20 protein-coding genes, 1 tRNA gene and 2 pseudogenes are annotated in these 24939 nt (G+C 69.6%); 12 read left to right on the top strand and 11 right to left on the bottom strand.

Going from position 1 to position 24939, the window contains the following annotated elements:
* The first annotated feature begins 9 nt into the window (after window positions 1-9).
* Entirely contained in the window at window positions 10-462 is a 453-nt protein-coding gene (locus OG978_RS17375) for an NUDIX hydrolase (protein WP_326766111.1), read from the top strand.
* A gap of 134 nt (window positions 463-596) precedes the next feature.
* On the opposite strand, the gene OG978_RS17370 is transcribed toward OG978_RS17375, so the two are convergent.
* A complete protein-coding gene (locus OG978_RS17370; RefSeq protein ID WP_326766110.1) occupies window positions 597-1658 on the bottom strand; it encodes a hypothetical protein in 1062 nt (353 codons plus the stop codon).
* Here OG978_RS17370 and OG978_RS17365 point away from each other — a divergent pair.
* The 3 genes from OG978_RS17365 to OG978_RS17355 all read left to right on the top strand — a co-directional run bounded on the left by OG978_RS17365 (window position 1608) and on the right by OG978_RS17355 (window position 6170).
* Window positions 1608-2186, top strand: a complete 579-nt coding sequence (locus OG978_RS17365) for a transcriptional regulator (RefSeq protein ID WP_326766109.1) — start codon at window positions 1608-1610, stop codon at window positions 2184-2186. The genes OG978_RS17370 and OG978_RS17365 overlap by 51 nt on opposite strands.
* Window positions 2183-3772 carry a site-specific integrase gene (locus OG978_RS17360; protein WP_326766108.1) on the top strand — a complete coding sequence of 530 codons (1590 nt, stop codon included), beginning with the start codon at window positions 2183-2185 and terminating at the stop codon, window positions 3770-3772. Before OG978_RS17365 ends, OG978_RS17360 begins: the two co-directional genes overlap by 4 nt.
* A gap of 490 nt (window positions 3773-4262) precedes the next feature.
* A complete protein-coding gene (locus tag OG978_RS17355) occupies window positions 4263-6170 on the top strand; it encodes a hypothetical protein (RefSeq protein ID WP_326766107.1) in 1908 nt (635 codons plus the stop codon).
* A 97-nt stretch (window positions 6171-6267) separates the two neighbouring features.
* On the opposite strand, the pseudogene OG978_RS17350 reads toward OG978_RS17355, so the two are convergent.
* Window positions 6268-6681: pseudogene (locus OG978_RS17350) on the bottom strand (transposase); the annotation flags it as partial.
* 206 nt (window positions 6682-6887) lie between these two features.
* On the opposite strand from OG978_RS17350, the pseudogene OG978_RS17345 reads away from it, so the two are divergent.
* Window positions 6888-7175, top strand: a pseudogene (locus OG978_RS17345) (site-specific integrase); the annotation flags it as partial.
* Window positions 7176-7222: 47 nt separating this feature from the next.
* On the opposite strand, the gene OG978_RS17340 reads toward OG978_RS17345, so the two are convergent.
* Window positions 7223-7295, bottom strand: a tRNA-Arg gene (locus tag OG978_RS17340).
* Between the two features lie 447 nt (window positions 7296-7742).
* On the opposite strand from OG978_RS17340, the gene OG978_RS17335 reads away from it, so the two are divergent.
* Together OG978_RS17335 and OG978_RS17330 are read left to right on the top strand one after the other, a co-directional pair.
* Entirely contained in the window at window positions 7743-8330 is a 588-nt protein-coding gene (locus OG978_RS17335; protein ID WP_326766105.1) for a TlpA family protein disulfide reductase, read from the top strand.
* 102 nt (window positions 8331-8432) lie between these two features.
* Entirely contained in the window at window positions 8433-10175 is a 1743-nt protein-coding gene (locus OG978_RS17330) for a class I adenylate-forming enzyme family protein (RefSeq protein ID WP_326766104.1), read from the top strand.
* A 124-nt stretch (window positions 10176-10299) separates the two neighbouring features.
* On the opposite strand, the gene OG978_RS17325 is transcribed toward OG978_RS17330, so the two are convergent.
* Window positions 10300-11577: a M6 family metalloprotease domain-containing protein gene (locus OG978_RS17325; protein ID WP_326766103.1), complete on the bottom strand. Its 1278-nt coding sequence runs from the start codon at window positions 11575-11577 to the stop codon at window positions 10300-10302.
* Window positions 11578-11906: 329 nt separating this feature from the next.
* On the opposite strand from OG978_RS17325, the gene OG978_RS17320 reads away from it, so the two are divergent.
* Both OG978_RS17320 and OG978_RS17315 read left to right on the top strand, forming a co-directional pair.
* Window positions 11907-12569, top strand: coding sequence for a TetR/AcrR family transcriptional regulator (locus OG978_RS17320; RefSeq protein WP_326766102.1), 663 nt, complete (start codon window positions 11907-11909; stop codon window positions 12567-12569).
* Between the two features lie 184 nt (window positions 12570-12753).
* Entirely contained in the window at window positions 12754-14286 is a 1533-nt protein-coding gene (locus OG978_RS17315) for an MFS transporter (protein ID WP_326766101.1), read from the top strand.
* Between the two features lie 86 nt (window positions 14287-14372).
* On the opposite strand, the gene OG978_RS17310 is transcribed toward OG978_RS17315, so the two are convergent.
* Window positions 14373-14885 carry a MarR family winged helix-turn-helix transcriptional regulator gene (locus OG978_RS17310; RefSeq protein ID WP_326766100.1) on the bottom strand — a complete coding sequence of 171 codons (513 nt, stop codon included), beginning with the start codon at window positions 14883-14885 and terminating at the stop codon, window positions 14373-14375.
* Between the two features lie 139 nt (window positions 14886-15024).
* Here OG978_RS17310 and OG978_RS17305 point away from each other — a divergent pair, with 139 nt between their 5' ends.
* Entirely contained in the window at window positions 15025-15807 is a 783-nt protein-coding gene (locus OG978_RS17305) for a dioxygenase family protein (protein ID WP_326766099.1), read from the top strand.
* A gap of 24 nt (window positions 15808-15831) precedes the next feature.
* Here the strand turns inward: OG978_RS17305 and OG978_RS17300 are convergent, their stop codons facing one another.
* Together OG978_RS17300 and OG978_RS17295 are read right to left on the bottom strand one after the other, a co-directional pair.
* Window positions 15832-16935 carry a questin oxidase family protein gene (locus OG978_RS17300; protein ID WP_326766098.1) on the bottom strand — a complete coding sequence of 368 codons (1104 nt, stop codon included), beginning with the start codon at window positions 16933-16935 and terminating at the stop codon, window positions 15832-15834.
* 72 nt (window positions 16936-17007) lie between these two features.
* Window positions 17008-17547: a GNAT family N-acetyltransferase gene (locus OG978_RS17295; protein WP_326766097.1), complete on the bottom strand. Its 540-nt coding sequence runs from the start codon at window positions 17545-17547 to the stop codon at window positions 17008-17010.
* Between the two features lie 148 nt (window positions 17548-17695).
* Between OG978_RS17295 and OG978_RS17290 the strand changes: the two genes are divergently transcribed.
* Entirely contained in the window at window positions 17696-18694 is a 999-nt protein-coding gene (locus tag OG978_RS17290; RefSeq protein WP_326766096.1) for a sigma-70 family RNA polymerase sigma factor, read from the top strand.
* A 183-nt stretch (window positions 18695-18877) separates the two neighbouring features.
* Here OG978_RS17290 and OG978_RS17285 read toward each other — a convergent pair whose 3' ends face one another.
* Window positions 18878-19840 carry a helix-turn-helix transcriptional regulator gene (locus OG978_RS17285; protein ID WP_326766095.1) on the bottom strand — a complete coding sequence of 321 codons (963 nt, stop codon included), beginning with the start codon at window positions 19838-19840 and terminating at the stop codon, window positions 18878-18880.
* Window positions 19841-19963: 123 nt separating this feature from the next.
* Here OG978_RS17285 and OG978_RS17280 point away from each other — a divergent pair, with 123 nt between their 5' ends.
* On the top strand, window positions 19964-21547 hold the full coding sequence (locus OG978_RS17280) for an MFS transporter (protein ID WP_326766094.1): 1584 nt from the start codon (window positions 19964-19966) through the stop codon (window positions 21545-21547).
* A gap of 102 nt (window positions 21548-21649) precedes the next feature.
* Here OG978_RS17280 and OG978_RS17275 read toward each other — a convergent pair whose 3' ends face one another.
* The 3 genes from OG978_RS17275 to OG978_RS17265 form a co-directional block, all read right to left on the bottom strand.
* Complete coding sequence (locus OG978_RS17275) at window positions 21650-22420, bottom strand: DUF6227 family protein (RefSeq protein ID WP_326766093.1); 771 nt, start codon at window positions 22418-22420, stop codon at window positions 21650-21652.
* 133 nt (window positions 22421-22553) lie between these two features.
* Complete coding sequence (locus OG978_RS17270) at window positions 22554-23732, bottom strand: P1 family peptidase (RefSeq protein WP_442817702.1); 1179 nt, start codon at window positions 23730-23732, stop codon at window positions 22554-22556.
* Window positions 23733-23777: 45 nt separating this feature from the next.
* Window positions 23778-24926, bottom strand: a complete 1149-nt coding sequence (locus tag OG978_RS17265) for a low temperature requirement protein A (protein WP_442817701.1) — start codon at window positions 24924-24926, stop codon at window positions 23778-23780.
* Window positions 24927-24939 lie beyond the last annotated feature (13 nt).

Below are 24939 nucleotides of genomic sequence, written 5' to 3'. Positions count from 1 at the left end.
CAGAACCGAATGATCGAACGAGTCCGCGCCGTCCTCGTCACCGAGCACGACACGATGCTGGTCATCCGCCGCACCAAGCCCGGAGTTCCCGTGTACTGGGTGCTTCCCGGTGGAGGTGTCGAAGCCGAAGACGAATCCCGGGAGGCTGCCCTTCACCGGGAGATCCACGAGGAGATCGCAGGGAAGGCGGACATCGTCCGCCTCCTGCACACGATGGAGTCCGACGACGAGCGTCAGCTGTTCTACCTCACCCGCATTGCGACCTGGTCCTTCGATGACCGCACCGGGCCGGAGTTCAGTGCCCAGGGCCGGGGCGAATACGCACTGGAGGAGGTCCCGCTGACCGTGGAGGGGATCGACGGCATCGATCTCAAGCCCGAGGAGATCGCCCACGTTCTCCGAGGTGCCCTCGGTGACGGAAACTCTCTCAGGTGTTGCTACGGCCTGAGAGACGAAACGTGAGCATGCCACCGGGGCCAGCGCTGCGCATGCGGGCCTCGGTGGCATCACGGTGTCGTGCCCGCGCGGTCAGGTAGGTGATGAGCGCGCGGGCGTGGGGGCTGAGTCCGTCGGGATTCTCTTGGGCGTGCGGAGGCTCAGCGTGTACGGCGCTGTTGAGTGGGGCGGACGGCTCGGGCCGGGGGCGGTGTCTCGGTCGCAATGGGGTGGGTGTGCTGCGGGAGGTCGGCGAGGCGGATCAGGCGCCAGGCGAGGGCCTCGCTGTAGCTGGTGGCTGTGTCCAGTTCGTGGTGCCGGGCAGCCTGAGTGAGGAGAGCGGCTGGATCGTGTCCGGCCTTCTTCGTGGCGACGAGTGTGGCCGCGAGGGCGGGCCAGCCGGGTTCGGCAAGGATCCGCTCGGCCAGGTCTGGCAGGGCCTGGCGGGCGACTGCGGCCTGTTGTTCCTGCAGAAAGAGGGCGAGGTGGCGGCCCCGCTGGTGAATCACAGCAATCGGCTGGACTGTGGCCGCCTGGTGTGCGGCACGGAGGTGCTCGGCTGCCTGTCGTGCGGCTTCGGCCTGTTGATCGTGGTGGTGGGTCTGGTGCCAGTGGCGTGCAGCGATGACGGCCAGGACAAGGGCGTCGAGAAGGATTGCGAGGGCCGCCCCGTCCTTGGGAGCGGGTTCACGCAGGATCGCCTTGACGGCGTTCCGGGTGGCGCGGGCTTGTTGATGGTGGGCGCGAATGCGTGATCGGCTGGCGTGCTCGAACGCGGTGGCTGCCCGCATGAGCTGGGGGCGCAGATCAGCCGGAGCGCGCAGGGGCAGTGCGTCGAGGGTTTCGGCGAGGGCCGCGATGTGCGCCTGCCCGGTCCTGTCATCGCTGCATGCGAGCAGATCGGGCACGCGGTCCGTGGTCTGGGCGAGTCGTCGCCAGGCGTCGGGTTGGGGCGATATCGCCGAGGGCGCTTCCTCAGGTGTCAGGCGCTCGCTGATCTTGGGATAGGAGAGGTCAGGGGCGAGAGTGGATCCGGCGAACCAAACGGGTTGGCCGTCCTTGTTGGTGTCGCCGTCGAGGGCGATCTTGTACCCGCGGATGTCGCCTGAGGGGAAGCGCTGGATCTCCACGAGTACCCCGGAACCGCCGAGGACGGTGAAAAACTCCAGGAGATGGGGTGGAGCGCGCAGGATCTGGCCGATCGTTGCGAGGAGCTCGGGCACCCCATCCCCCGCAACGTGATCGCCAACATGGAGTCGGGTCGTCGGGCCGGCCTCCCGCTGGTGGACGTCATCGTCTTGGCCGCCGCGTTGGAGACATACCCGGCCTGCCTGATCTTCCCGGTCGGTTACGTCGACCGGACGCAGGAACTCCCCTTTCAGGGCCTCGTGCCGACATGGGACGCCCTGCGGCGCTTCACCGGCGAAGAGGAAGTGCTCGGTTATGACCCGGGCCTCGTGCCCGATTTCGAAGCCCACACCAGTCTCGTGCGCACCGCACTGGCCGCGCTCGACGAGGAAGAGCAGGCACGGTTCGCGGCCAAGACGGCAACGAGCCGCGCCCAGCAGGAAGAGGCCGAACGCAAGCAGAGCGCGTACGCCGACCAGGCCATCTCCGCCAAGTACAAGCTCCGCTACCTCCGTCGCGAGCTCCGCGAAGACGGAGCCACCCCACCCGACCTCCCACCCGCACTTCACGACGTAGACCCGCCCGAATGGGCCCCTGAGACCACCCAGGAGGAACGCCCTTGAAGGGCTCCACCCACCGCCGCTGCTACTGCCGCGACCCTAGGACCGGCAAACCGCTCGGCAAGAAGTGCCCCAGGCTCGCCGGCCGCAAGCACGGCTCCTACTCCGTACGCCAGGAACTCCCGCTCCGTGCCGACGGAACCCGCCGCTCGTTCAGCCGTGCCGGCTACGAGAGTCTCAAAGCCGCACAAGCCGACCTCGACCACATACGCGCGCTCCTCGGCCTTGCCGACGCCGACGACTCCGAAGGTCTGGATCAGATCGCCGAGTTGCTGGAGAAGGTGGGGGACGAGAAGGCCCCGCTACCGGACATCGAGTCGACCCGTCGGCGGCTGAGCCACGGCTTGGACCTCACCAGCCGCCTCACGGTCGGCGACTGGCTGGATATCTGGCTGGCGGGCAAGAAGGGGCGGCAGAGCGCGATCAGCCGCGACGAGAGCAACATTCGTGTCCATCTCCAGCCGCGCATCGGACACCTACGACTCGACCGCCTTCGGGTCACCCATCTGTCGGAGATGTTCGAGGCCATAGCCGAGGCCAACGTCGAGATCGCCGAGGGAAACGCCGCACGGCGCAAAGCGGTCGAGGATCTCGCACAGATCCCCTGGAAGGGGCGCGAGCCGCGCGCCCGCCGTAAGGCGATGAAAGCGGCCATCGCTGAGATGGATCCCTATCGCCGGATCGTCGGTCCGGCGACGCGCCAACGCGTTCGCTCCACACTGCGGGCTGCGTTGAACGCCGCGATCGCTCAACAGCTGATCACCTTCAACCCCGCCTCCCACGTCGAGTTGGAGGCCGGCAGGCGTCCCAAGGCGCTCGTGTGGACCGAGGAGCGCATCCTCCACTGGAGGCGCACCGGAGAGAAGCCCTCGCCGGTGATGGTCTGGACGCCGGAACACACCGGCCTCTTCCTCGACCATGTAGCCGAGGACCGGTTGTACGCGCTGTTTCACCTGGTCGCCTTTCGTGGGCTACGGCGAGGTGAGGCATGCGGTCAGAGGTGGACCGACACCAACCTGAGCGCCGGCCTCCTCACCGTCGCCAAGCAACTGGTGGTGAACGGCTGGGAGGTGTACGAGGACGACCCCAAGACAGACGCAGGTGCGCGCACATTCGCTCTCGACTCCGACACGGTCCAGGCCCTCAAGCAGCACCGCGCCCACCAGGACAAGGACCGCGAGAAGTGGGGGAGCGCTTGGGCGGAGACCGGAAGGGTCTTCACCCGGGAGAACGGAGAACTTCTCCACCCCGCCAACGTCACACGACGATTCATCGAGCTGTACGAGGAGATCGGCCTCCCGCCGGTCCGGCTCCACGACCTCCGCCACGGCGCGGCGACCCTGGCTCACGCGGCCGGTGCCGGCCTGAAGGACATCCAGGAGATGCTCGGCCACTCCTCGATCACCATCACGTCGGACACGTACACGAGCCTGCTCCCCGAGGCGGATCTGGCGATCGCGGAGGCTGCCAGCGCGGAACCCGTGCTGGATGGTGCTGATCCATTGAGGAAAATGCGGGAGATCAACTCCTTGTCTGCTCATGCACCGCTCACGCAAACGGCCCCGGACGAGGAGTTCGAGGCCGATTAAAACCCCTCCCTGGGGGAGAAATCGCAGTACAGAGCGGTAACGCCTTGTGCCCCCGGCAGGATTCGAACCTGCGAAACCCGCTCTATGAGGTGGGATCGAATCCTTGCCGGGGAGTGCCCGAACCTGCCGCGTGGTGCTGTCCTCGGCCAGGTCAGCGCCATGCGGCTACGTACTCGGTCCTGCTCGTGACACCTGGTGCTGGGCTGTCCGTTCACACATCGCTCACGCATGTCAGGAGTGGGGGCGCCCTGTACGGGCGCGGTCGAGGGGGAGTTGTCTGTCCGACGCCCGGGCCCGCAGGAGCGACGCCGCCGCTCTAACAGTAGGCCGCCGGTCTCCCCATACTCTGCGGCCGGGACGATGCGTGCCATCCGGGAGGAGATGCCTTGGCCCTTCGTTTACGGCCGAGCGTGCCCCCGTATCCTCACGAGGACATGACGAAGCAGCCCATCCGGCTGGCTGCGAGGCTTGCACGAGAGGCGGGCGGCCCATGGTGATGATCGATTACAACGTCAGCGACCACTGGTCCGCCGACGATCCGGACTGGCTGAAGTCCCTCGTCTCATCGCTTGATCGCCGCCACGGCGTCAGTACCGTCGTACCGCTCACCGTGCTCGTGGAGGAAGTCCTGCAGTGGGTGGAGCTTGCCAGCGGCGTCGATGCCTGGAAGAACTCCGCTAACCGAAGGTCGCTCCAGCTCGACCTCGACGAGTCCATCCGCGCGCTCGGAACCTCGCTCCGAGCGCGCATCGCCACACCGCTCGAGCGATTCCAAACCGCCTTCTCACAGCTCACTGGAAGCCCTGCGGAGACCTTGAAGCAGGCGCCGGGTACCCGCACCGGCGCCTCCTGGACCAACGTCATCGGGACTGCGAAGGACCTCCTCGAAGCGCTCGAGGCAGACGAAGCTGTCCGCACCAGCTGGGATGACCTTGTGGCCACCGCTCAGGACCGCACCCTGGAGGGCCGGGAATACCGTCAGATCGCCGAACTGCTCTTCGATCAGCTGCGCAGGCGCGGCCTCAGTGCAGAGGGGATCTTCCGCGATCTGGTCTCGATAGTCGGATTCGGTCGTGACCCCAACGACGTCCCCATCGGCCAGAAGAACGTGCCGCTGCCGGAACGGATCACGAACGCCCGAACCCACATCGGCACTCCGGCCCAGGTCGAGCCGATCGTGGTGTGGCTCGGCTACCAGGGCGAGGCTTTCATGCACCTCTCCGCCGGGCGGGTGTCCTTCATCAATGCCCACTGGGCGGTTCCCAACGCCATGCCCGAGCGCCAAGACTTCGAGCACAAGGCGGAGCTCTGGGAGCTGGTGCAGCACGGTGGCATCTTTGAGGTCGCGAAGATGGTCGACGAGGAGTCCGACGTCGACTTCCTGGTGCGCGTCGACCTCGGCAAAACCACGGTATCTGGTGCGTTGGAGCGTGCCGTTCATGTGGTGAACACGATCCTCAACGTCTCGATCCACAACTCCGGTGGGGTCCGCCCGCACCTCGCTCAGTACGGGGTCCTGCGTTCCGGCAAGGCTGGCCCTCTCAGCTGGCTTGTCTCCCAACGCCAGGCAGGCTTCCCCGATGATCGTTACGGTGAAAGCATTACCGCGGACGCGATCAAGAAGCATGGGCCGCGCATCGCCTCGGCGCTGGCCCGCGAGGAACTTCCCCGGTTCCTCGCGGCCGCACTCGAGGTGCAGACCGCCGCCGACCACCCGTTCAGCCGCGCCATGGCGATGCACAAGCCGTCCGAAGCAGATATCAGCAGCGTGATTCCCCTCGCGGACCGTGTGGTGCAACACGTCGCAGCACACGCTGCGCTCGCCCCCAACGACCTGTTCAACCTCCTCGGCGAGCGCTGGCCACACATTCGGTGGCTTACCGACGTGCAGCAAGCCGTTGGTATGTGCCTGCTCGGCGGTGGGAACCAGAGTGCACTCCGCAGCGAACTGACCCGAGAATGGCTCGCGGACAAACCGTCGCGCCCGTGGATTCTTTTCGTCGCCGACCGCTGCGGTGATCTCCTCTCGCTGTGCCGCATCGAGTCCGAGCGCGCCTGGATCAGGCGAATGTTCGGCAGCGTGAGCGGCCATGCCGAGTACAGCGCCCTAATCGCGAACTACACCGCCGAGGGTGCCGTGTTGAAGGCCAGACGGAACCGTGTTCGCAACGCCTTGGTGCACGGGAATCCCGCCAGCTTTCCGATTGTCGCGTCCGTGCACGAGTACGCCGAGTTCCTGGGCCGCAGCGCGCTCAACCGCGGTCTCGAGTCCTACGTTCAGGGCACGGCGCCCGATGCCGCACTCAGGCAACAGTCGGACGAGTTCACTGCGATGCAGGGAGGCCAGGACGCCGCCAGCTACTGGCGGACTCGTCACACAGCTACGGCCTCGTCGTAGGTATGGGCATGGGCACCGGGACTTCCTCGTGCTTCTCCGACCAATTCGCACACGCGGGCTGTCAACTGAGGTTGAACTCGTGACGTCGTGTCGTTGCTCAGGTGGGTCGGATGGTCAGGCAGGTCTCGGTGGGGCAGCCGTCTATGAGGCGGCTGCGGTACTGGATGTGCCGTGGGCCGCGCCGGACGTCGGGGGTGCTGAAGGCGACGTTGGAGAGCCAGCCGCGTCGCAGGAGTGACTAGATCCCTTCGACGGGGTTGAGGTCGGGTGCATAGGGCGGCGCATAGTAGACGGTCAACCAGTCCCGGGGCTGGGCGAACCGCCGCAGGCTGGGGGCCTTGTGCACGTTGAGGTTGTCCCAGATGAGCACGATCGGGCCGTTGAGTTGCTGGTGGGCTGCGGTCAGCAGGTCCCGATAGTCGCGCCAGGAGAAGCTCTTGCGCCCGTCACGCCGGCCGTCATCCCGGCGAGGCCGGTAGATCAGCCTGGACTGGTGGCCGGGTTTGTAGCAGGGCGGGTCGCGGCGAGCAGGGCCAGAGCAGCGGGACCTTTCTGATCGCGCAGGCGGGAGGCCGCCGGTTCCGTGCTGTAGGCGTCTTCCAGCGACGGGCGGAGAGTGCGAAGACCGTGGCCACGGTGAGCTGGCGGGGGTGGGCGAGGAAGGTTCCGGAGGCCGACAGCGCGAAGTCGGCATGTTGCGGCTCGATTGCGAAGGACATCCAGGAGATGCTCGGCCACTCCTCGATCACCATCACGTCGGACACGTACACGAGCCTGCTCCCCGAGGCGGATCTGGCGATCGCGGAGGCCGCAGCGCGGCTCGTGCCGCGAGCGCGCACCACCGCCGAGGATGCCCGGCCCGGGGTGGGCGCCGAGCCTGCAGAGGCCGACGTCTCCGTGCCGGACGGTGCTGATCCGTGGGGGCGGATTGGGGAAGGCGCTTCCCCGTCCGCTCACGCACCGCTCACGCAAACGGCCCCGGACGAGGAGTCCGAGGCCGAGTAGAGCCCCTCCCTGGGGGAGAAACCCCAGGTCAGAGCGGTAACGCGTTGTGCCCCCGGCAGGATTCGAACCTGCGACACCCGCTTTAGGAGAGCGGTGCTCTATCCCCTGAGCTACGAAGGCGGCGCTGACAGCCTAGCGGATAGGGCTTGCGAAGGGCGCCCCCCATTGATCGCGACCGGTCGTGCGCTTGCTCGGCGTGGATCCTGGTGCCCTTCGCGAGGGCGTATCGCATTGTGTCGGGCTGGGTGGTCGGCCTTTGGGCAGGTGGCGTGCATTGGGGAGGTGGGCGTGGGGGAGTGTCCGTAAGGGGGCTGTTCGTGGGGGCAGTTGGGGGTGGGCGTACCGTTCTGACTGACCAGCAAGAACCGTTGTTCAACATGCACGGGGGTGTTTCCGTATGCCCGCATGTCGCGTCCGCACCGCACCGCACCGCGGATCCTGATCTTCCTCGGGATGCCGGGCGTCGCTACACGGGCGACCGGGGTGTGAGGGCGTGCCGCGGGTTCGGAATTCCCCGGCCCGGACATCGGGTGGCGCCTGACCGCCGCCGCCCCCGAAGGACCCCCCATGAAACGCCCCTATGTTCCCTTCCTGGCCGCCGTTGCCTGCGCCGTCGCCCTCATTGGCGCGATCATGATCGGAGGCAGTCCGGGTACTCCCGCGGGCTACCACCGCGGCAAGGGCGGCACGCTGACGATAGAGAGCGCGCACCGTCCCGCTGCGCCGGACTTCACCGGAATCGATGCCGACGGGAGGCCGGTCCGTCTCTCCGACTACGCGGGGAAGACCGTCGTGGTCAACGCGTGGGCCTCCTGGTGTGAGCCCTGTCGTAAGGAAACCCCGGTCCTGGTGGACTACCACCGGAAGATGAAGGACCAGGGCGTCGTTGTCCTGGGGGTGAACCGGGACGGCTCCGCCAATGCGGCACGTGCCTTCGCCCGTGAGTTCCACATGCCCTACCCCAGCATCCTCGACCCCGGCGGGAAGCAGCTCTTCGCGCTGCCCAAGGGGCTGCTGACCACTCAGGGGTTGCCCGTCACCCTCGTCGTGGACGCGCGTGGCCGGATCGCCGCGACGGTGTCCGGGGCGCTTGGTGAAGGCCGCTTGGAGGACCTTGTCGCCGCCGCGCGGGCCGGTTCTCCGGCCGCGCGCTGAGGTGACCGACGGGGGGCCTGCGGGTGTCTTGACGGGGGGCGGGTGCGGGCATAGCGTCGCGAATGTACTGAGCAAGCGCTTAGACGCTGAGAGAGGTCGTTCGTGCCGCACACCGACCCGATCCCCGCCGCCCCCGACCCGGAGGCCGTCGCGGCTGCTGCGGAGGCCGCCAGGCGTATCGAAGCCGCACTGACCGGGCCGGGAGCCCCGTTCGCCGTGGTGCGGGTGGAGGACGGGGTGCACGCCGGATCGCTCGTGTACGCGGACGGGCCCAGGACGCTCCGGGAGTTCGTGGAGACCACCTGGGCCTTCGGGGACCGGCCCTTCCTGATCTCGGGGGAGCGCAGCTACTCGTACGCCGAGTTCTTCGCCGCCGCGTCCGCGCTGGCATGCCGGATGACCGGGGCGTACGGGCTCCGCCGGGGTGACCGGGCCGTCATCGCGATGCGCAACCACCCCGAGTGGCAGATCGCCTTCTGGGCGGCGCAGCTGGCCGGTCTGGTCGCCGTACCGCTCAACGCATGGTGGACCGAGGACGAGTTCGCCTACGCGCTGGACGACTCCGGGCCGCGGGTGCTCCTGGTGGACGGCGAGCGGCTGCCCAGGGTCGCCGGGTGGGCGGCGGAGAACGGGGCGCGCGTGGTCGTTTTCCACGGGGAGAAGACGGTCCCGGACGGTGTCGAGCGGTACGAGGACCTGCCCGCACCCGATCCGCTCGCCGCGCCCCCCGAGGTCGAGATCCGGCCCGAGGACGACGCGACGATCATCTATACCTCCGGCACCACCGGCCGGCCCAAGGGCGCGGTCGCCACCCATCTCGCCCAGGTGGGGGCGGTGCTCAACCCGCGGTTCCACGCGGCCGCCTCCGCGCTCGGCCGCGGGATCATCCCGGGGCAGGGGCCCGCCCCGGTGTCGCTGCTGACGTTCCCGTTCTTCCATGTCGCCGCGTTCACCGGCTTCTACGCGGCGATGGCGGCGGGCGGCACCATCGTCCTGATGCGGAAGTGGGACGCCGAGGAGGCGTTGCGGCTGATCCGTGAGCACGGCGTCACCCACTACGCCGGTGTCCCGGCGACCGCGCTCCAGCTGCTCGCCGCGGCCGAGCAGGCGGGCGACGGCCTGGAGAGCCTGCAGATGCTGAACACCGGCGGGGCCGCCGCACCGCCCGATCTGGTCGCCCGGCTGACCGCCCGGCACGGCGACCGCGTCGAACCCCGCAACGGCTACGGCCTCACCGAGACCAGCGGTGGTGTCCTGGCGAACTTCGGTGCCGAGTACCGGCTCCACCCGGGCAGCGTCGGCCGTCCGACCCCCACCACCGAGGTGCGGATCGCCGGGCCCGCGGGCGAGACGCTGCCCGAGGGCGAGGTCGGGGAGCTGTGGCTGCGCGGCCAGTCCCTGGTCCGCGGCTACTGGCGCGACGAGGCGGCGACCGCTCGGGCGTTCACCGACGGGTGGCTCCGGACCGGTGATCTCGCCGTGGTGCGGGAGGGGCGGGTCAGCGTCGTCGACCGGATCAAGGACATGGTGATCCGCGGCGGGGAGAACGTGTACTGCGTCGAGGTCGAGGCCGTGTTGCACGACCACCCGGACGTCGAGGACGCGGCGGTGCTGGGGGTGGCGCACCCGGTCCTGGGCGAGGAGGTCGCCGCGGTCGTGCGGCTGCGGGCCGGTGCCACCGCCACCGTCGAGGAGCTGAGGGCGCATGTCGGGCGCCGCCTGGCCGCGTTCAAGGTTCCGGCCCATGTGCTCGTACGGGACGAGCCGTTGCCCCGGAATCCGACCGGGAAGATCCTCAAGCGCGAGCTGCGCGGGCCCGTCGAGGCGGAGCTCCGGGGCGAGTGAGGCGAATGAGGTGAATGAAGGTGAATGAGCGGTGCGGTCGGGGGCGGTGCCAGGGGGCGGGGCGTGTCGGCGAGGGCGGGGCACGTCGTCAAGGGCAGCCATGTCGTCATGGGAGGCCGTGTCGTCACGGGCGGGTTATGCGGACTCGGTAGTTTCCCTTCTTGTCCTTGTCGACCACGGTTATGCGTATCCCGTTGGTCCGGTCGGTGAAGGTCTTGCCGGGCTGGAAGGGGGCGTCGGACAGTTCGGTGTGCACATTGGGCAGCCGGGTGCAGCCGGTGCTGCCCTTGGTGCTGTCCGCGACGGACACCGGGCCCTGTCCGGTGTCGATGTCTGAGCTCACCTTGTAGATCAGTACGCCCGGCTTGCAGACCGCATGGTCGTTGCCGGCCTTGGTCCGCACCTCCACCGCGTAGCCGGACTCGCTGCTCAGCGGTATGAATGCCAGCTTGGTGCCGCCCCGGGTGGCCAGCGGTCCGAGTACGTGCTCGCTGCTGCCGGACCGCGCGGCGCAGCTGATCTGGCTGTTGTCCAGCCAGCCGAGCTTCCACTTGTGCCAGCCCAGCAGGTCGTTGTCGGCCCCCCAGTCCTCGGACATGATGTCCCAGTGCCCGACCGAGCCGCCGCCCTCCATCGTGTAGAGGTCGGGGAGGCCGAAGACATGGCCGTTCTCGTGCGGCAGGACGCGGTATCCGGTCTGTTTGAACGATCCCGAGCCGTCGTCCTGGCGGCTGTAGATGAAGGACGTGTTGGCGAGCGGGACGCCGTCCGCCCGCGGGGCGTCGTCGTTGCCGGAGAAGGTCACGGACAGGACGGTGTCCAGGGCCGAGGGGCCGGCGTTCGGGGTGACCAGGACGTTGACCAGGTCGTACGCAGCGAAGTCCACCTTCGGATCGGCGGCGGTGACGATGTCCTCGACGAGGTGGCGGTAGCCCGGTTCGTACGGTGAGCCGCGGTCCATCCCGTACTCCGAGAACGGCAGTGGCATCCGCAGCCAGGACTTCAGGGGGGCGTCGGGGACGTATGTGAGCCGTCCGTACGATCCGGTCCGGAACCAGTCGGTGGTCTGCGGGAAGAATTCTGCGTACCGGTCCATTGCCTGGCCGGCGCCCGGTGCGTCCGGGAAATCGATCATCAGGTTGAGGGCGCGGACCCTGCCCGTGGAGCGGGCGTAGCCCTCCGGTGTCGGCATGCCTTCGGACATCTGTACGCCCATGGTCGCCGGTATCCGGCACGGGGCTATGCCTGCGGAACGGGCGGTGGCCACCGGGCCGGCCGAAGCCCGGCCGGCTATCGGAAGAGTGCTGCTGGCCGTGGCCATTGCGGCGATGACCAGGGCTGTTGCGGAGGCGAGAGCGATCGGGTGGCGGTGGTTGCGTATCCGGTGGCGGGGCTTTTGCATACAGGCGCCTCGGGGTCCGCGGCAGTCGGCCGACCCCGACTGCGCTCTGCGGATCAGCCTCTTGCGGGTGGTGCGGTGCCGCTCGTTGGGTGCGCCGTTCGGCTGGTTCTCCGGTCCAGATATGTGACTCGGGTCACATGGTGTGGGGAAATAACCGGGGAGCCTTTCCCCGTTTGCATCCGTGTCCCCGCGAAACGGGGAGGCGGTCCCCGGTTACGGGAAGGGGGCGCCAAGGGGTCACCATGGAGAACGAAGACCCTTGCGGTCGGCGGCCCTCGCGGTCGAAGGCCCTTGCGGTCGTAGTGGAAGTGGAAAGGGAGACAGCCGTCGTGGACACCGTCAGCCGCACCGCTACCGGAGCGACGCAGCCCCGGGCGCCCCGTCCGCGGGCCGATGCGCTGCGCAACCGGGAGCGGATCGTGACGGCCGCGCGCGAGATGTTCGTCGAGTTCGGGCCCGATGTGCCGCTCGACGAGGTCGCCAGGCGCGCCGGTGTCGGCAATGCCACGCTCTACCGGAACTTCCCCGACCGGGCCGCGCTGACGCACGAGGTCGTGCTCGCGGTCACCTCCCGGACCACCGAACGTGCACAGGAGGCAGCGGCCGAAGAAGCCGATCCCTTCGCCGCCCTCAGCCGCTTCGTGCACGCGGCGGCCGACGAGCGGATCGGGGCGTTGTGCCCGATGCTGTCCGGCGGCTTCGACAAGGACCATCCCGAATTGCTCGCCGAGCGCCGACGCCTCGAAGAGGCAGTCGAGGGGCTCGTGTCGCGCGCCATGTCCGCGGGGCGGCTGCGTACCGACATCGCCGTCGGTGACGTACTCGTCGCCCTCTCCCAGCTCACCCGGCCGCTGCCCGGCATCGGCTGCCTGGACATCGACCGGTTCACCCACCGTCATCTACAGCTGTTCCTGGACGGACTGGAGGCTCCGGCCCGGTCCGAATTGCCGGGAACGGCGGCGACCTTGGAGGATCTGCGGCGTCGGCCATGACATTCGCGCCGGGCTCCTGAACCAGGGGCCCGGTGGCGCGCCCGCCACGCCTTGACCATCCCTTTCACCGTCCGCCCTTTCACTGTCCGCCCGTTCACCGCCCGCCCTTTCACCGACATCTCGGTTCACGACTCCTCGGTTCACGACTCCTCGCGTGCATGCGCGTCCTTAGGTGGATACCCCCATGTCAAAAACAGCCGATCTCCCACTCCCGGACCCCAGTCGCTGGAAAGCGCTGGCGTTCATCGCCCTCGCGCAGCTGATGGTCGTTCTCGATGCCACGATCGTGAACATCGCGCTGCCGCACGCCCAGACGGCCCTGGGTATTTCCGATGCCAACAAGCAGTGGGTCATCACGGCGTACGCCCTCGCCTTCGGCGGGCTGCTCCTCTTCGGCGGCCGGATCGCGGACCTCTGGGGCCGTAAGCGGACCTTTGTCGTCGGCCTGATCGGCTTCGCGCTGGCCTCCGCGCTCGGTGGCGCGGCGCAGAACCAGGGCATGCTCTTCGGCTCCCGCGCGCTCCAGGGCGTCTTCGGCGCGTTGCTCGCCCCGGCGGCTCTGTCGCTGCTCGCCGTGATGTTCACCGATGCCAAGGAGCGCGCCAAGGCGTTCGGCATCTACGGTGCGATCGCCGGTGGCGGCGGCGCCGTCGGTCTGATCCTCGGCGGCTTCCTGACCCAGGTGCTGAACTGGCGCTGGACGTTCTTCGTCAACATCCCGTTCGCCATCATCGCGGCCGCGGGCGCGTACTTCGTGATCCGTGAGCCGGCCGGCAGCCGCAACCGCTCGTCGCTCGACGTCCCGGGTGTCGTCCTGTCCGCGCTGGGTCTGGTCTCGCTGGTGTACGGGTTCACCCGCGCCGAGTCCGCGGGCTGGTCGGACGAGCTGACCATCGGCATGTTCGTCGCGTCCGGTGTGCTGCTGCTCTCCTTCGTCCTGACCGAGGCCCGGGTCAAGTCGCCGCTGCTGCCGCTGCGCGTCCTGCTGGACCGCAACCGCGGTGGTGTCTACCTCTCGCTGGGTCTGGCCATCATCGCGATGTTCGGGCTGTTCCTCTTCCTGACGTACTACCTGCAGGTCGTGAAGGGCTACTCGCCGATCAGGACCGGCTTCGCCTTCCTCCCGATGATCGCGGGCATGATCACGGGGTCGACGCAGATCGGTGCCCGGCTGATGACCCGGGTCCCGGCGCGCAAGCTCATGGGTCCCGGCTTCCTGACCGCCGCCGTCGGCATGCTGCTGCTGACGCAGCTGGAGATCGGCTCCTCCTACGTCGGGCTCATCCTGCCCGCGCAGCTGCTGCTGGGTCTGGGCATGGGTACGGCGTTCATGCCGGCCATGTCGCTGGCCACGCACGGTGTCGAGCCCAGGGACTCGGGTGTCGCGTCCGCGATGGTCAACACCTCGCAGCAGGTGGGCGGTGCGATCGGTACGGCGCTGCTGAACACCATCGCCGCGTCGGCCGCGACGGCGTACACCGCCTCGCATGCCGCACTCGGCGCCAGGAACCCGGAGCTGCTGAAGCTCCAGTCGATGGTGCACGGCTTCACCGGCGCGATCTGGTGGGCCGTCGGCATCCTGGTGGTGGCCTCCGCGATCGCGGTGACCTTCATCAACGCCGGGCGTCCTTCGGCGGGCCCGGCGACCGGAGGCTCCGGTTCGGGTGACGCCGACGGTGTCGAGGACGAGTTCAAGGTCCCGGTCGTCGCCCACTGAGCGCCGACGCGTGACGTGTGACGCAGCTGTGCCCCGGTTTCCGTTCGGCGGAAACCGGGGCACAGTCGTGTCGGCAGGTGTGCGGCTCAGCGCAGCCAGGGCAGGTCCGCGTCCGTGCCCTCCGGCTGTAGTCCGGTGGCGACGACCTGCATGATCTCGCCCAGCGAGCGCACCTGCTCGGGCGTGAGCCGGTCGAACATCGCCTGGCGTACGGCGTCGACATGGCCCGGCGCGGACCGGCGCAGCATCTCGAAGCCGTCGTCGGTGAGGACCGCGTTCTGGCCGCGCTTGTCGGACGGGCAGTCCTCGCGGCGCACCCACCCGCTCTTCTCCAGCCGCGCGACGGCGTGCGAGAGCCGCGAGCGGGTGATCTTGGCGTCCTTGGCCAGTTCCGTCATCCGCTTCTGGCGGCGGGGGGCCTGGGAGAGCTGGACGAGCAGACCGTAATAGATGTGCGGCATGCCGGCGTCGCGCTGCAACTGGCGGTCCAGGTGGTCCTCCATGAGCGTGGTGGCGTGGAGGTACGCGCGCCAGACGCTCTGCTCTTCGTCGGAGAGCCAGCGCGGCTCACCGGTGGATGCCGTGGTCATGTACTCCACTGTACGACCTTTTCTTGAAAGTTGAACTAGATAGAGCTAAGGTCTCCGGAGAAGGGAAGCTTGAAGATTAAAGAATCCTTCCTTCTCAAAAAGACGCCTGTAGAAGACTTACCCGGATCAGCAGCGGATGGGGAGTGCCATGACAGTCACCGCGGAGCGCATGCCCGCCCTCTACCTCTCCCACGGCGCCCCGCCGCTGGCCGACGACCCGGTCTGGCCCGGCGAACTGGCCGCCTGGTCCGCAGGGCTGCCCCGCCCCCGCGCCATCCTGATGGTCTCCGCGCACTGGGAGGAGGCCCCGCTGGCCCTCGGGGCCACGGAGACGGTCCCGCTCGTCTACGACTTCTGGGGCTTCCCCGAGCACTACTACCAGGTGCAGTACGCCGCCCCGGGCGCCCCGGCGCTGGCGGAGAACGTACGCAAGCTGCTGCGCGGCGCCGGTACGCCGGTCCAGGACATCCCGGACCGCGGGCTCGACCACGGGGCCTACGTCCCGCTCGTGGAGATGTTCCCGGGCGCCGACATCCCCGTACTCCAGATCTCCATGCCGACGCTGGACCCGCAGAAGCTCATGGACATCGGGCGCAAGCTCGCGCCGCTGCGCGACGAGGGCGTCCTGATCGTCGGCAGCGGCTTCTTCACCCACAACCTGGCCGCCCTGCGGCATGTGGGCGGCGGCACCCCCGGCTGGTCGGCGGAGTTCGACGACTGGGGGAACCGGGCGCTCCAGGCGCAGGACATCGACGCGCTGCTGGACTTCGAGCACAAGTCCCCGGCCGGCCGGCTGGCCCACCCGCGCACCGAGCACTTCGCGCCGCTCTTCGTGACGCTCGGCGCCTCGGAGGGCGAGCTGGACCGGGGCCGCAGCGTCATCGACGGGTTCTGGATGGGGCTCGCGAAGCGGTCGGTGCAGTTCGGCTGAGCCCGGTCCCCGTTCCGGCGTCGGTCACAGGGCCGGCGGGTTCAGTTCGATCGAGCGGAGCGCGGCGGCGAGGGCCGTCGCGTCGCCGACGTCCAGCGCGGTGTCCGTGAACTTGATCGTGTGATCGTCGCCGTGCGCCGCCGCCCGCGCGAACAGCTCGTCGGCGGACGCGGTCACCGGTGTGTACGGGGCGGCCTCGGCCGGGCTGTACGCGGCGGTGACCGCGGCGCTCGCCGCCCACGCGGCCCCCAGGCTCGGCACCCACAGCGCGCGGGGGAGCGCGGGCAGGGTGCGCAGCACGGCATTGGGCGCGGTCGCGGCGTGCACCAGCATGATCGGTTCGCCGTGCCCATGGGTGGCGAACCGATGAGTCGCGGCCCGCACCAGCTCCGCCAGCCGGGCCCGCGCCTCGTCCGGGTCGTCGGTGAACCGCTGCGGCCACACCGGGAACGCGGTGAGCTGCGCCAGCCGGTCCCGGATGCCGCCGCTCTGCTCGGGTACCGGCGGTACGGCGGCCAGCGCGGCCGCGGCGGTGGGCGCGGGCGCGAGAGGGGCCAGCGGGGGCAGCGACTGGTGGCGGGCGGCCCAGTAGCCGAGGCCGTGGGCGAGTTCGGTGATCCGGGGCGCGGTCGCCTCGCCGGTGAGCAGGGTGCGCACGGAGTGGCCGACCCGGATCACGGGGTGGGTGGCGCCCGCCGCGATGCCGGGGAGCAGGCGCGGCCACCACTCGGTGAGGACATCCCGCCAGGGGCGCTCGGCGGTCTCCCGCTCGAAGTACAGCGTCCAGTCCGCGATCCGGCGCGGGTCGCCGAGGGCCTCGCGCCAGTTCTCCGCCGTCACCCGGGTCGCGGTGTCCGGCATGTCCTCCAGCTTGCGGCCGTAGTGGTCGAGCCAGCGGTGGACGGCCGGTGCCTGACCGTGCCGGACCAGCGCCTCGACGGCCATCGGGCCGTGATTGCTCAGCCAGCCGTTGCGTTCGGGGCCCGAGGCGTGGAGGCGCTCCAGTGCCTCGTCGAGCGTGCCGGTGGTGTCGTCCGCGCCGGTGGTCTCATCCGCGCTCGCCGCGCCGTCCCTGCCCGTCGCGCTGCCTGTGTTCCTCGCGCTGCCCGTGTTCCTCGTGTCGTCCATACCGAAGCACGCTAGGTGCGGGGCCGGCGGGGCGTATCGGGCCGCGGACCCGGACCGGGACCGGCCGGGGGCCTAGGGCTGTGGCCCGAGTCGCTTCTCGTACCAGGCCACGTCCCAGTACGTGCCGAACTTCCGGCCCACCTCGGTGTACGTACCGACATGGCGGAAACCGAAGCGCTCGTGCAGCCGGACGGAGGCGTCGTTGGGCTGGGTGATGCCCGCGTACGCGCGGTGCAGGTCCTCGTCGGCGAGCGCCTCGAACAGGGCCGTGTAGAGAAGCGTGCCGACGCCGCGACCAGTGGCCCAAGGGGCGCAGTACACGCTCACCTCGACCGAGGTTGCGTACGCCGCCTTGGGACGGAAAGCGCTGCTGGTGGCGTATCCCAGGATCGAAGCGGGGCCGACAACCCGGACATCCTGAGCAACCAGGAGACGGTGCGGGCCGTCTTCAGGGTGGGAACGCAACCACGGCAGCCGCTGTTCGGGGGTGAAGGGGGTCGTGTCGAATGTGAGCGCAGTCTCACGCACGTAATGGTTGTAGATGTCCGTGAGCGCCACCAAATCACCCTCGACGCCCCGCCTGACCTGCACTTCTGTCCGACTCTCCGGCATGCGCCCTCCCCTCGCGGCGGCACAGGGTACTGCATGATCGCGAAAATGAATGCCAGGCGTGGGAATTCTGTCCGGATTCCAGTCGTTGTTTCCATCGGATGCAGGGCACCCGGAAGGGTGTCGCGACCTACTCAGCAAGGGAGCACGCATGGCAACCCGTGCCGTCGCCCGTCGTTCGTCCACCACCGGTGGGACCAGCCGGGCAAGCAGTGTTCGCGCCGCGGGCGGAGAGATCGCCGATCGCGACCTGGTCGGCATGTACCTGGACGAGATCGCGCGTACGCCACTGCTCGACGCCGCCAAGGAGGTCGAGCTGTCGCAGATCGTCGAGACGGGCGTCTACGCCCGGCAGATACTCGACGGCGCGGTGGACAGCGAGGCCGGCGGGGCCACGCGCGAGGAGCTGGAGGCGCTGGTCGCCGAGGGCGAGCGCGCCAAGGACATATTCATCCGCTCCAACCTCCGGCTCGTCGTTGCCGTCGCCCGCCGCTATCCGCGGGCCGGGCTGCCCCTGCTCGACCTGATCCAGGAGGGCAACGCGGGCCTGGTGCGCGCGGTCGAGAAGTTCGACTACGCCAAGGGCTTCAAGTTCTCCACGTACGCGACGTGGTGGATCCGTCAGGCCATCACCCGTTCCATAGCCGACCAGTCCCGTACGATCCGTCTCCCCGTCCACCTGGTGGAGGAGCTCGGCCGGATCCGCCGGGTGCAGCGCGAGTTCAACCGTGAACACGGTCGCGAGCCGGAGCACACGGAGATAGCGGCGGAGCTGGACTCCACACCGGAGCGCGTGGGCGACGTGCTGGACTGGGCCCGCGACCCGGTCAGCCTCAACATGTCCGTGGACGACGAGGGCGAGACCCAGTTCGGCGATCTGCTGGAGGACACCTCCGCGGTGTCGCCCGAGCAGTCGGTGATGACGCTGCTGCGCAGCGAGGAGCTCGAGGACCTGATCGGCAAGCTCGACAACCGCACTGCCTCCATCATCCGTATGAGGTACGGCATCGAGGACGGCCGTGAGCGGACCCTCACCGAGGTCGGCAAGCAGCACGGGCTCACCCGTGAGCGGATCCGGCAGATCGAGAAGCACGCACTGCTGGAACTGAAGCGAATGGCCCACGACACGGGTTTTGACGCTGCGGCGTGAGCCTTCGTCCAGTAACCTCCGAAATAGGTCGCTTCGCGTGACCCCCTGAACTGAGTCCCGGCGCCCACCCCCCCCTGGCGCCGGGGCTCATTCTTTTGTGGCCCGGCGGTCCTGCGCCCGGTGGCTCCGTGCCTGGAGGCCCTGTGCTCGGTGGCCTGTTCCATGGCGGGTCCGACCCGGGGGTCAGTGGGCCGCCGCGCGGGTCAGGCGGGTGCCCAGATCGCCCAGGTAGTCCACCAGCTGCGGCGGCTCGTGCGCGGTGAAGTCGCAGTCCACCAGCGCCAGCCGGAGCGCCACCCACTCCAGCGAGTCCGCGAGCACCGCCCGCAGTCGGCAACTGTTCTCGCCGGTCCGCTCCAACGGGCCGATCGAGGCCGGCAGCCGCGCGGACACGAAATCCGCCGGGGCCGCGAAGCTCACGTCGACCGCCAGTTCCGGCTGCCGCCGGGTGATGGAACCGGCGAGGAACGCCGCCGCGTCACCCGTGGGCAGCTCGCGCGGGGCGAACCGGGCCCCGGTCGCGAACGGCTCGCTCACCCGGTCGACCCGGAACGTACGCCAGTCCTCGCGCCCCAGGTCGTACGCGACGAGATACCAGCGCCACCCCGTGCTCACCAGCCGGTACGGCTCGGCCTCCCGCTTCGTCTCGGCGCCGTCGCCCGCGCGGTACGCGAACCGCAGCCGCTCCTGCCCGGTGATCGCCGACGCCATCACGGTCAGCGTCCTCGGGTCGATGGTCGAGCCGTCGCCCCGGGTCAGCGGCATCGTCGCGTTCTGCAGCGTCGAGACCCGGTGCCGCAGCCGCGACGGCAGCACCTGCTCCAGCTTCGCCAGCGCCCGCACGGACGCCTCGTCGACCCCCTCGATGGCGTGCCCGGCCCCCGCCCGCAGGCCCACCGCGATGGCCACCGCCTCCTCGTCGTCGAGGAGCAGCGGCGGCATCGCGGTGCCCGCGACGAGCCGGTAGCCGCCGACGGACCCGCGCGAGGCCTCGACCGGATAGCCGAGCTCGCGGAGCCGGTCGATGTCGCGGCGGATGGTGCGCGGACTGACATCGAGCCGCTCGGCGAGTTCGCTGCCCGGCCACTCGCGGGGCGTCTGGAGGAGCGACAACAGATTCAGCAGTCGTGCCGGGGTGTCGGTCATGAGCTCAGCCTTCTGCCGGGTTGTCGGATATGGTCCCGGCCTTCCGCCGGGGTGGCCGCCGTCTCACCAGGATGCTCACCTATTAGGTCATGGACCGACCTAATGAATGTTTAGTTTCTTCATATGACTTCTTCCGCACCTCTGTCGTCCACGGCAGCCGGGCCCACGGTGTCCTCGGACCCGTCGGACCGGCGACGCTGGTTCGCGCTCGCCATCGTCATGACCGCGGCCTTCATGGACCTGGTCGACGTCACGATCGTCAACATCGCCATCCCGAGCATCCAGGAGGACACCGGCGCCTCGTTCAGCTCGATCCAGTGGATCACCGCCGGCTATGCCCTGGCCTTCGCGGCCGGTCTGATCACCGGCGGCCGGCTGGGCGACATCTACGGCCGCAAGCGGCTGTTCCTCATCGGTATCGGCGGCTTCACCGTGGCCTCCGCGCTCTGCGGCTTCGCCGTGAACCCGGAGATGCTGGTCGCCTCCCGCATCCTGCAGGGCGGCACCGCCGCGCTGATGGTTCCGCAGGTGCTGTCGATCGTGCACGCCACCTTCCCGGCGCACGAGCGCGGCAAGGTCTTCGGCCTCTTCGGCGCGATCGTCGGCCTCGGCGCCGTCTCGGGACCGCTGCTGGGCGCGCTGCTCACCGAGTGGAACATCGCCGGTCTCGAATGGCGGCCGATCTTCCTGATCAACCTGCCGGTCGGCATCGCGGGCCTGCTCCTCGGCCGGAAGTTCATCACCGAGTCCAAGGCCCCGAAGGCGCTCCGGCTCGACATGGTCGGCGTCGCCCTGGTGACGCTGGGGATGCTGATGCTGATCTACCCGCTGACCCGTGGGCGCGAGCTGGGCTGGCCGCTGTGGGGCCACGTATCGATGGCCGGCAGCCTGCTGGTGTTCCTGGTCCTGGTGCTGTTCGAGCGGGCGAAGGCACGGAAGGACGGCTCGCCGCTGGTCGAGCTGTCGCTGTTCCGGGTCAAGAGCTTCGCGGCGGGCATCGCGGTGCAGCTGACCTTCGGTATCGGGCTCGGCATCTTCTTCCTGGTCTGGACGCTCTACATGCAGATGGGCCTCGGCTGGAGCGCGCTGCGGGCCGGCACGACCGGTGTGCCGTTCTCGGTCGCCGTGTCGCTCGCCGCCGGGATCTCCGTACAGAAGCTGGTGCCCCGGTTCGGCCGCAAGGTTCTCCAGGCCGGTGCGCTGCTGATGATCGCCGGACTGCTGATCTACATCTGGGAGTCCGACCGCTACGGCATGGGCATCACGTCCTGGCAGATGATCCTGCCGCTGGTGGTCATGGGCCTCGGCATGGGCCTGATCGTGGCGCCGCTGACGGACATGGTGCTCTCCGAGGTGCCGAAGGAGCACTCCGGGTCGGCCTCCGGGCTGATCAACACCGTGCAGCAGATGGGCAATGCGCTCGGACTCGGGCTGGTCGCGGTCGTCTTCTTCGGCTCGATCAGCGACCGGCTGGCGCCGCCGCAGGTGGGCCCGGCGTTCGCGGAGGCATTCCGTGACTCGCTGTGGTGGGTGGCCGGGGTGCTCGCGGTGATCTTCCTGGTGATGTTCGCGCTGCCCGCGCGGCCGCGGCAGCACGCGGAGGGCGGCGACGAGGCCGTGGACGCGGCGGGCGTCGGGAGCACGGCGGGTGCCGAGGGCACGGCCGGCGGCTCCGAGGTCGCCAAGGAGCCTGCTCTGACGTCCTGATCGACCTCCGTCGGGAGGAACACAGGTGCCCGCACCCCTGGGGGTGCGGGCACCTGTGCGTCCGCGTCCGCGTGCGTTCCTGTGCCGGCTCCGGCCCCGGGGTCAGCAGATGCGCGTACGACTCTCCATGGCCCCGCGTGCGGTGTCCTCGTCGCCGTACACCTCGCACATGTGGCGGCCGTCCGGCGTGGCCGTGTGCTCGACCTCCCACAGGCTCGTCTCGCTGCCGTCGAGGAGCAGGAAGGCGTGCTCGTACAGGGTGAATCCGGCGTTCCGCCCGTCCACCCGGCACTGTCGGCCGAAGACCTGGGTGATGTGGTGGGCGAAGGCGGCACGCAGCAGCCGGGCGGTCTCCTCGCCGGGACCGTCGCCGTTCTCCGCGCGGCGCAGGACGCGCCGGGCGTGGTCGGCGGAGTTGTCCGGGGCGTACATCCGGGGCAGCGGGGCCGGGGGAGCCGCCATCAGGACCGTGAGTATCTCCAGGTCGGCCTGCGGCCCGTCGTCACCGAACACCGGGACCTCACCGAAACTTCCGGTCAGCCTGGCGGCGGCGACATGGGCGTCGGCCTCGTCGTCGTAGAGCTCGTGGTGCCTGAGGTCGGGCTCCGTACGGGTCCGCGGGTCCGTCGCGCTCCGCGGACCTCCGTGCACCAGCTCCCACAGGGAGAGCGCGGTGCCGTCGGACAGCAGATACGTGTGCCGGTAGGTCTCGCGGTGGAGTACGGAACTGTGGTGCGAGGAGTGCAGGGAACTGCTGTGGGCGAGCGCGGTACCGAGTCTCTCGACCGTGTTGTCGGGCAGGTCGAAAGAGTTGAGTGCCCGTCGCAGGAGTCGCTCGAGGTGCTGCTCGGTTGTCTCGTACGGATCGCTCAAGGTGCTGTCTCCAGGCCGTTGCCGCGTGTTACTTGCTGCGTGCATAACGTAGTCCCTGGGTCCGACATCGTGACCGGGGTTCAGGAAAACGTATGGCGCACGCAGATGGTTCCTGATGGTTCGTCCAACTTCCTTACCCGGGGGGCGAGTCGGGCTCCGGGCCGCTGCCCGCCGACGGCCGTGAGGGGCGCGGCCGTATGCCGTAGAGCTCGCTGTACGCGGGGTAGCAGCCACCGCCGGGGCGGCCGTCCACGCTCCGAGCTGCCCGAACGGCCTTCACGATGGCACGCGCGAGCACGTCCGCACCGGCCGCCAGCAGCTCGTTGAGCGCGATCGGATTCTGCGGATCCAGCGGCCGGGCGCCGGTGGCCAGCGCGAAAACGGTGTCCCCGTCGGTGAGCAGATGTACGGGGCGGACGGCGCGCGCCAGTCCGTCGTGCGCCGTACCCGCGAGCTTCTGCGCCTGGGCCCGGGTGAGGTCGGCGTCCGTGGCGACGACGGCGAGCGTGGTGTTGAGCGGGGGCCGTGCGTTCGCGTCCCACGCCTCGGCGAGCCGCCGCTCCGCCGCGCGGAGGGTCTCGGGCACCGGGTGCACCGGCGGTTCGGCGGCGCCGTACTCCCCGTACAGCACCCCGGTACGCGGATCGACCACCGAGCCCGCCGCGTTCACCACGACGAGCGCGCCGACCGTGATCCCGGAAGGCAGCCGCATGCTCGCCGTGCCCACGCCGCCCTTGAGCTGCCCGGCGACCGCGCCCGTACCGGCGCCCACGCTCCCCTCGGCCACCGGTGCCCCTGGCTCCGCGGCCGCCGCGTCCTCCACCGCCGCACGACCCGTCGCGGCGTCGGGGCGGGCCCGCCAGTCACCGCCCCGCCCCAGGTCGAAGACGCAGGCGGCGGGGACCACCGGCACCACCTGCGCCGGATCGGGGCCGACCCGCACCCCGCGCCCCTGCTCCTCCAGCCAGGCCATCACGCCGGACGCCGCGTCCAGTCCGTAGGCGCTGCCGCCCGTCAGGACGACGGCATCGACGCGCTGCACCAGATTGCACGGATCGAGCGCGTCCGTCTCCCGGGTGCCGGGACCGCCACCGCGTACGTCGACGGCCGCGATCGCACCGCCCTCGGGGGCGAGGACGACAGTGGTGCCGCTCAGCGCGCCCTCGCCCGGCACCTGCGCGTGGCCGACGCGCAGCCCCGCGACATCGGTCAGCGCGTCGAGCGGCCCGGAGTCGTTCGGCTCGGCGTCATTCGGCCCGGCGGTGTTCGGCGGGGCGGAGGGGCCCGTCGGCTTCCGGGGTTCTTCCGTCACTGTGTGCTCCTCACTGCGTGAGCCGTCACCGGCCGTCCGTCGCGCTCACCCGGCCACGGCGGGCCGCCGGGACAGCAGCACTCCCACGGCCACGGCCGCCGCGGCCACCAGACCGGCCGCGAACACCGCCCACCCGCCGGCGAACGTACAGGCCAGGATGGCCAGCGCGGCCACGGGGAGGGGCAGTTGCTCCGCGAGGTCGCGCTTGAAGTGGCGGGTGTGCAGCGCCCACACCGTCAGTAGGAAGAGCGCGGAGGGAATGGTCACCGCAGCGGCGGCCACCGTGTCCGAGACATGGGCCTTGCCCACGGCCTGCTCCACCGCCACCTCGATGCCCGCACCGATGGCGGCCGCGGAACCGAAGATCAGGAAGTGTCCGTATCCCCAGATGAACGCTTCCCTGCTGCCGCGCAGGTAGTCATGGATCGGCACAGCGAAATAGATCCACCAGGCGGAGAAGACGATCAGCAGCCCGCCCGCGGCGATCGGTAGCAGTTCACCGAACGCGTGGTGCTCGTCCACCGCCTCCTGGACCGCGACCGTGGCCGCCGCGATCGTCTCGCCCAGCACGATGATCGTGAACAACCCGTAGCGCTCACTGATGTGGTGCGGATGCCAGCTCGTCGAGCGGTCGCGCTCGGCGATCGCAGGAACGGACATCTCCGCGAGCGCGAGCACGACGAAGACGGCGGTACGGACTCCGCCCGAGTCGGCGGGCAGCAGCAGCATGGCGATCCAGCCCAGCTGCACCACCGTGATCCCGACGGCGTACCGCCGCGCGACGCGCCGCTCCCCGCCCTGGGTGCAGTGCGCGGCGCGCAGCCACTGGCTGGTCAGCGCGAGCCGCATCACCACGTAACCGATGACGACGATCGTCCAGTCGCCCGCGTCGAAGGCGCGCGGCACTCCGGCGGCGAGGATGAGCACACCGGTGATCTGGACGAGCGTGACGGCGCGGTACAGCGGGTCGTCGGTGTCGTAGGCCGAGGCGAACCAGCTGAAGTTGACCCAGGCCCACCAGATCGCGAAGAAGACGGCTGCGTAGCTGCCGATTCCGGTGAGGGCGTGGCCTTCGGCGACGGCATGTACCAGCCGCGCGCCCGCCTGGGCCACGGCAACGACGAAGCAGAGGTCGAAGAAGAGTTCCAGCGGGGTCGACGCGCGATGTTTCTCGGTGCGGCTGCGAGCCGTCATTACGGGCATGGGA

Origin of the sequence: Streptomyces sp. NBC_01591 (genome assembly GCF_035918155.1) — a bacterium.
Taxonomy (GTDB): domain Bacteria; phylum Actinomycetota; class Actinomycetes; order Streptomycetales; family Streptomycetaceae; genus Streptomyces.
This window is presented reverse-complemented; position numbering and strand designations above follow the sequence as displayed.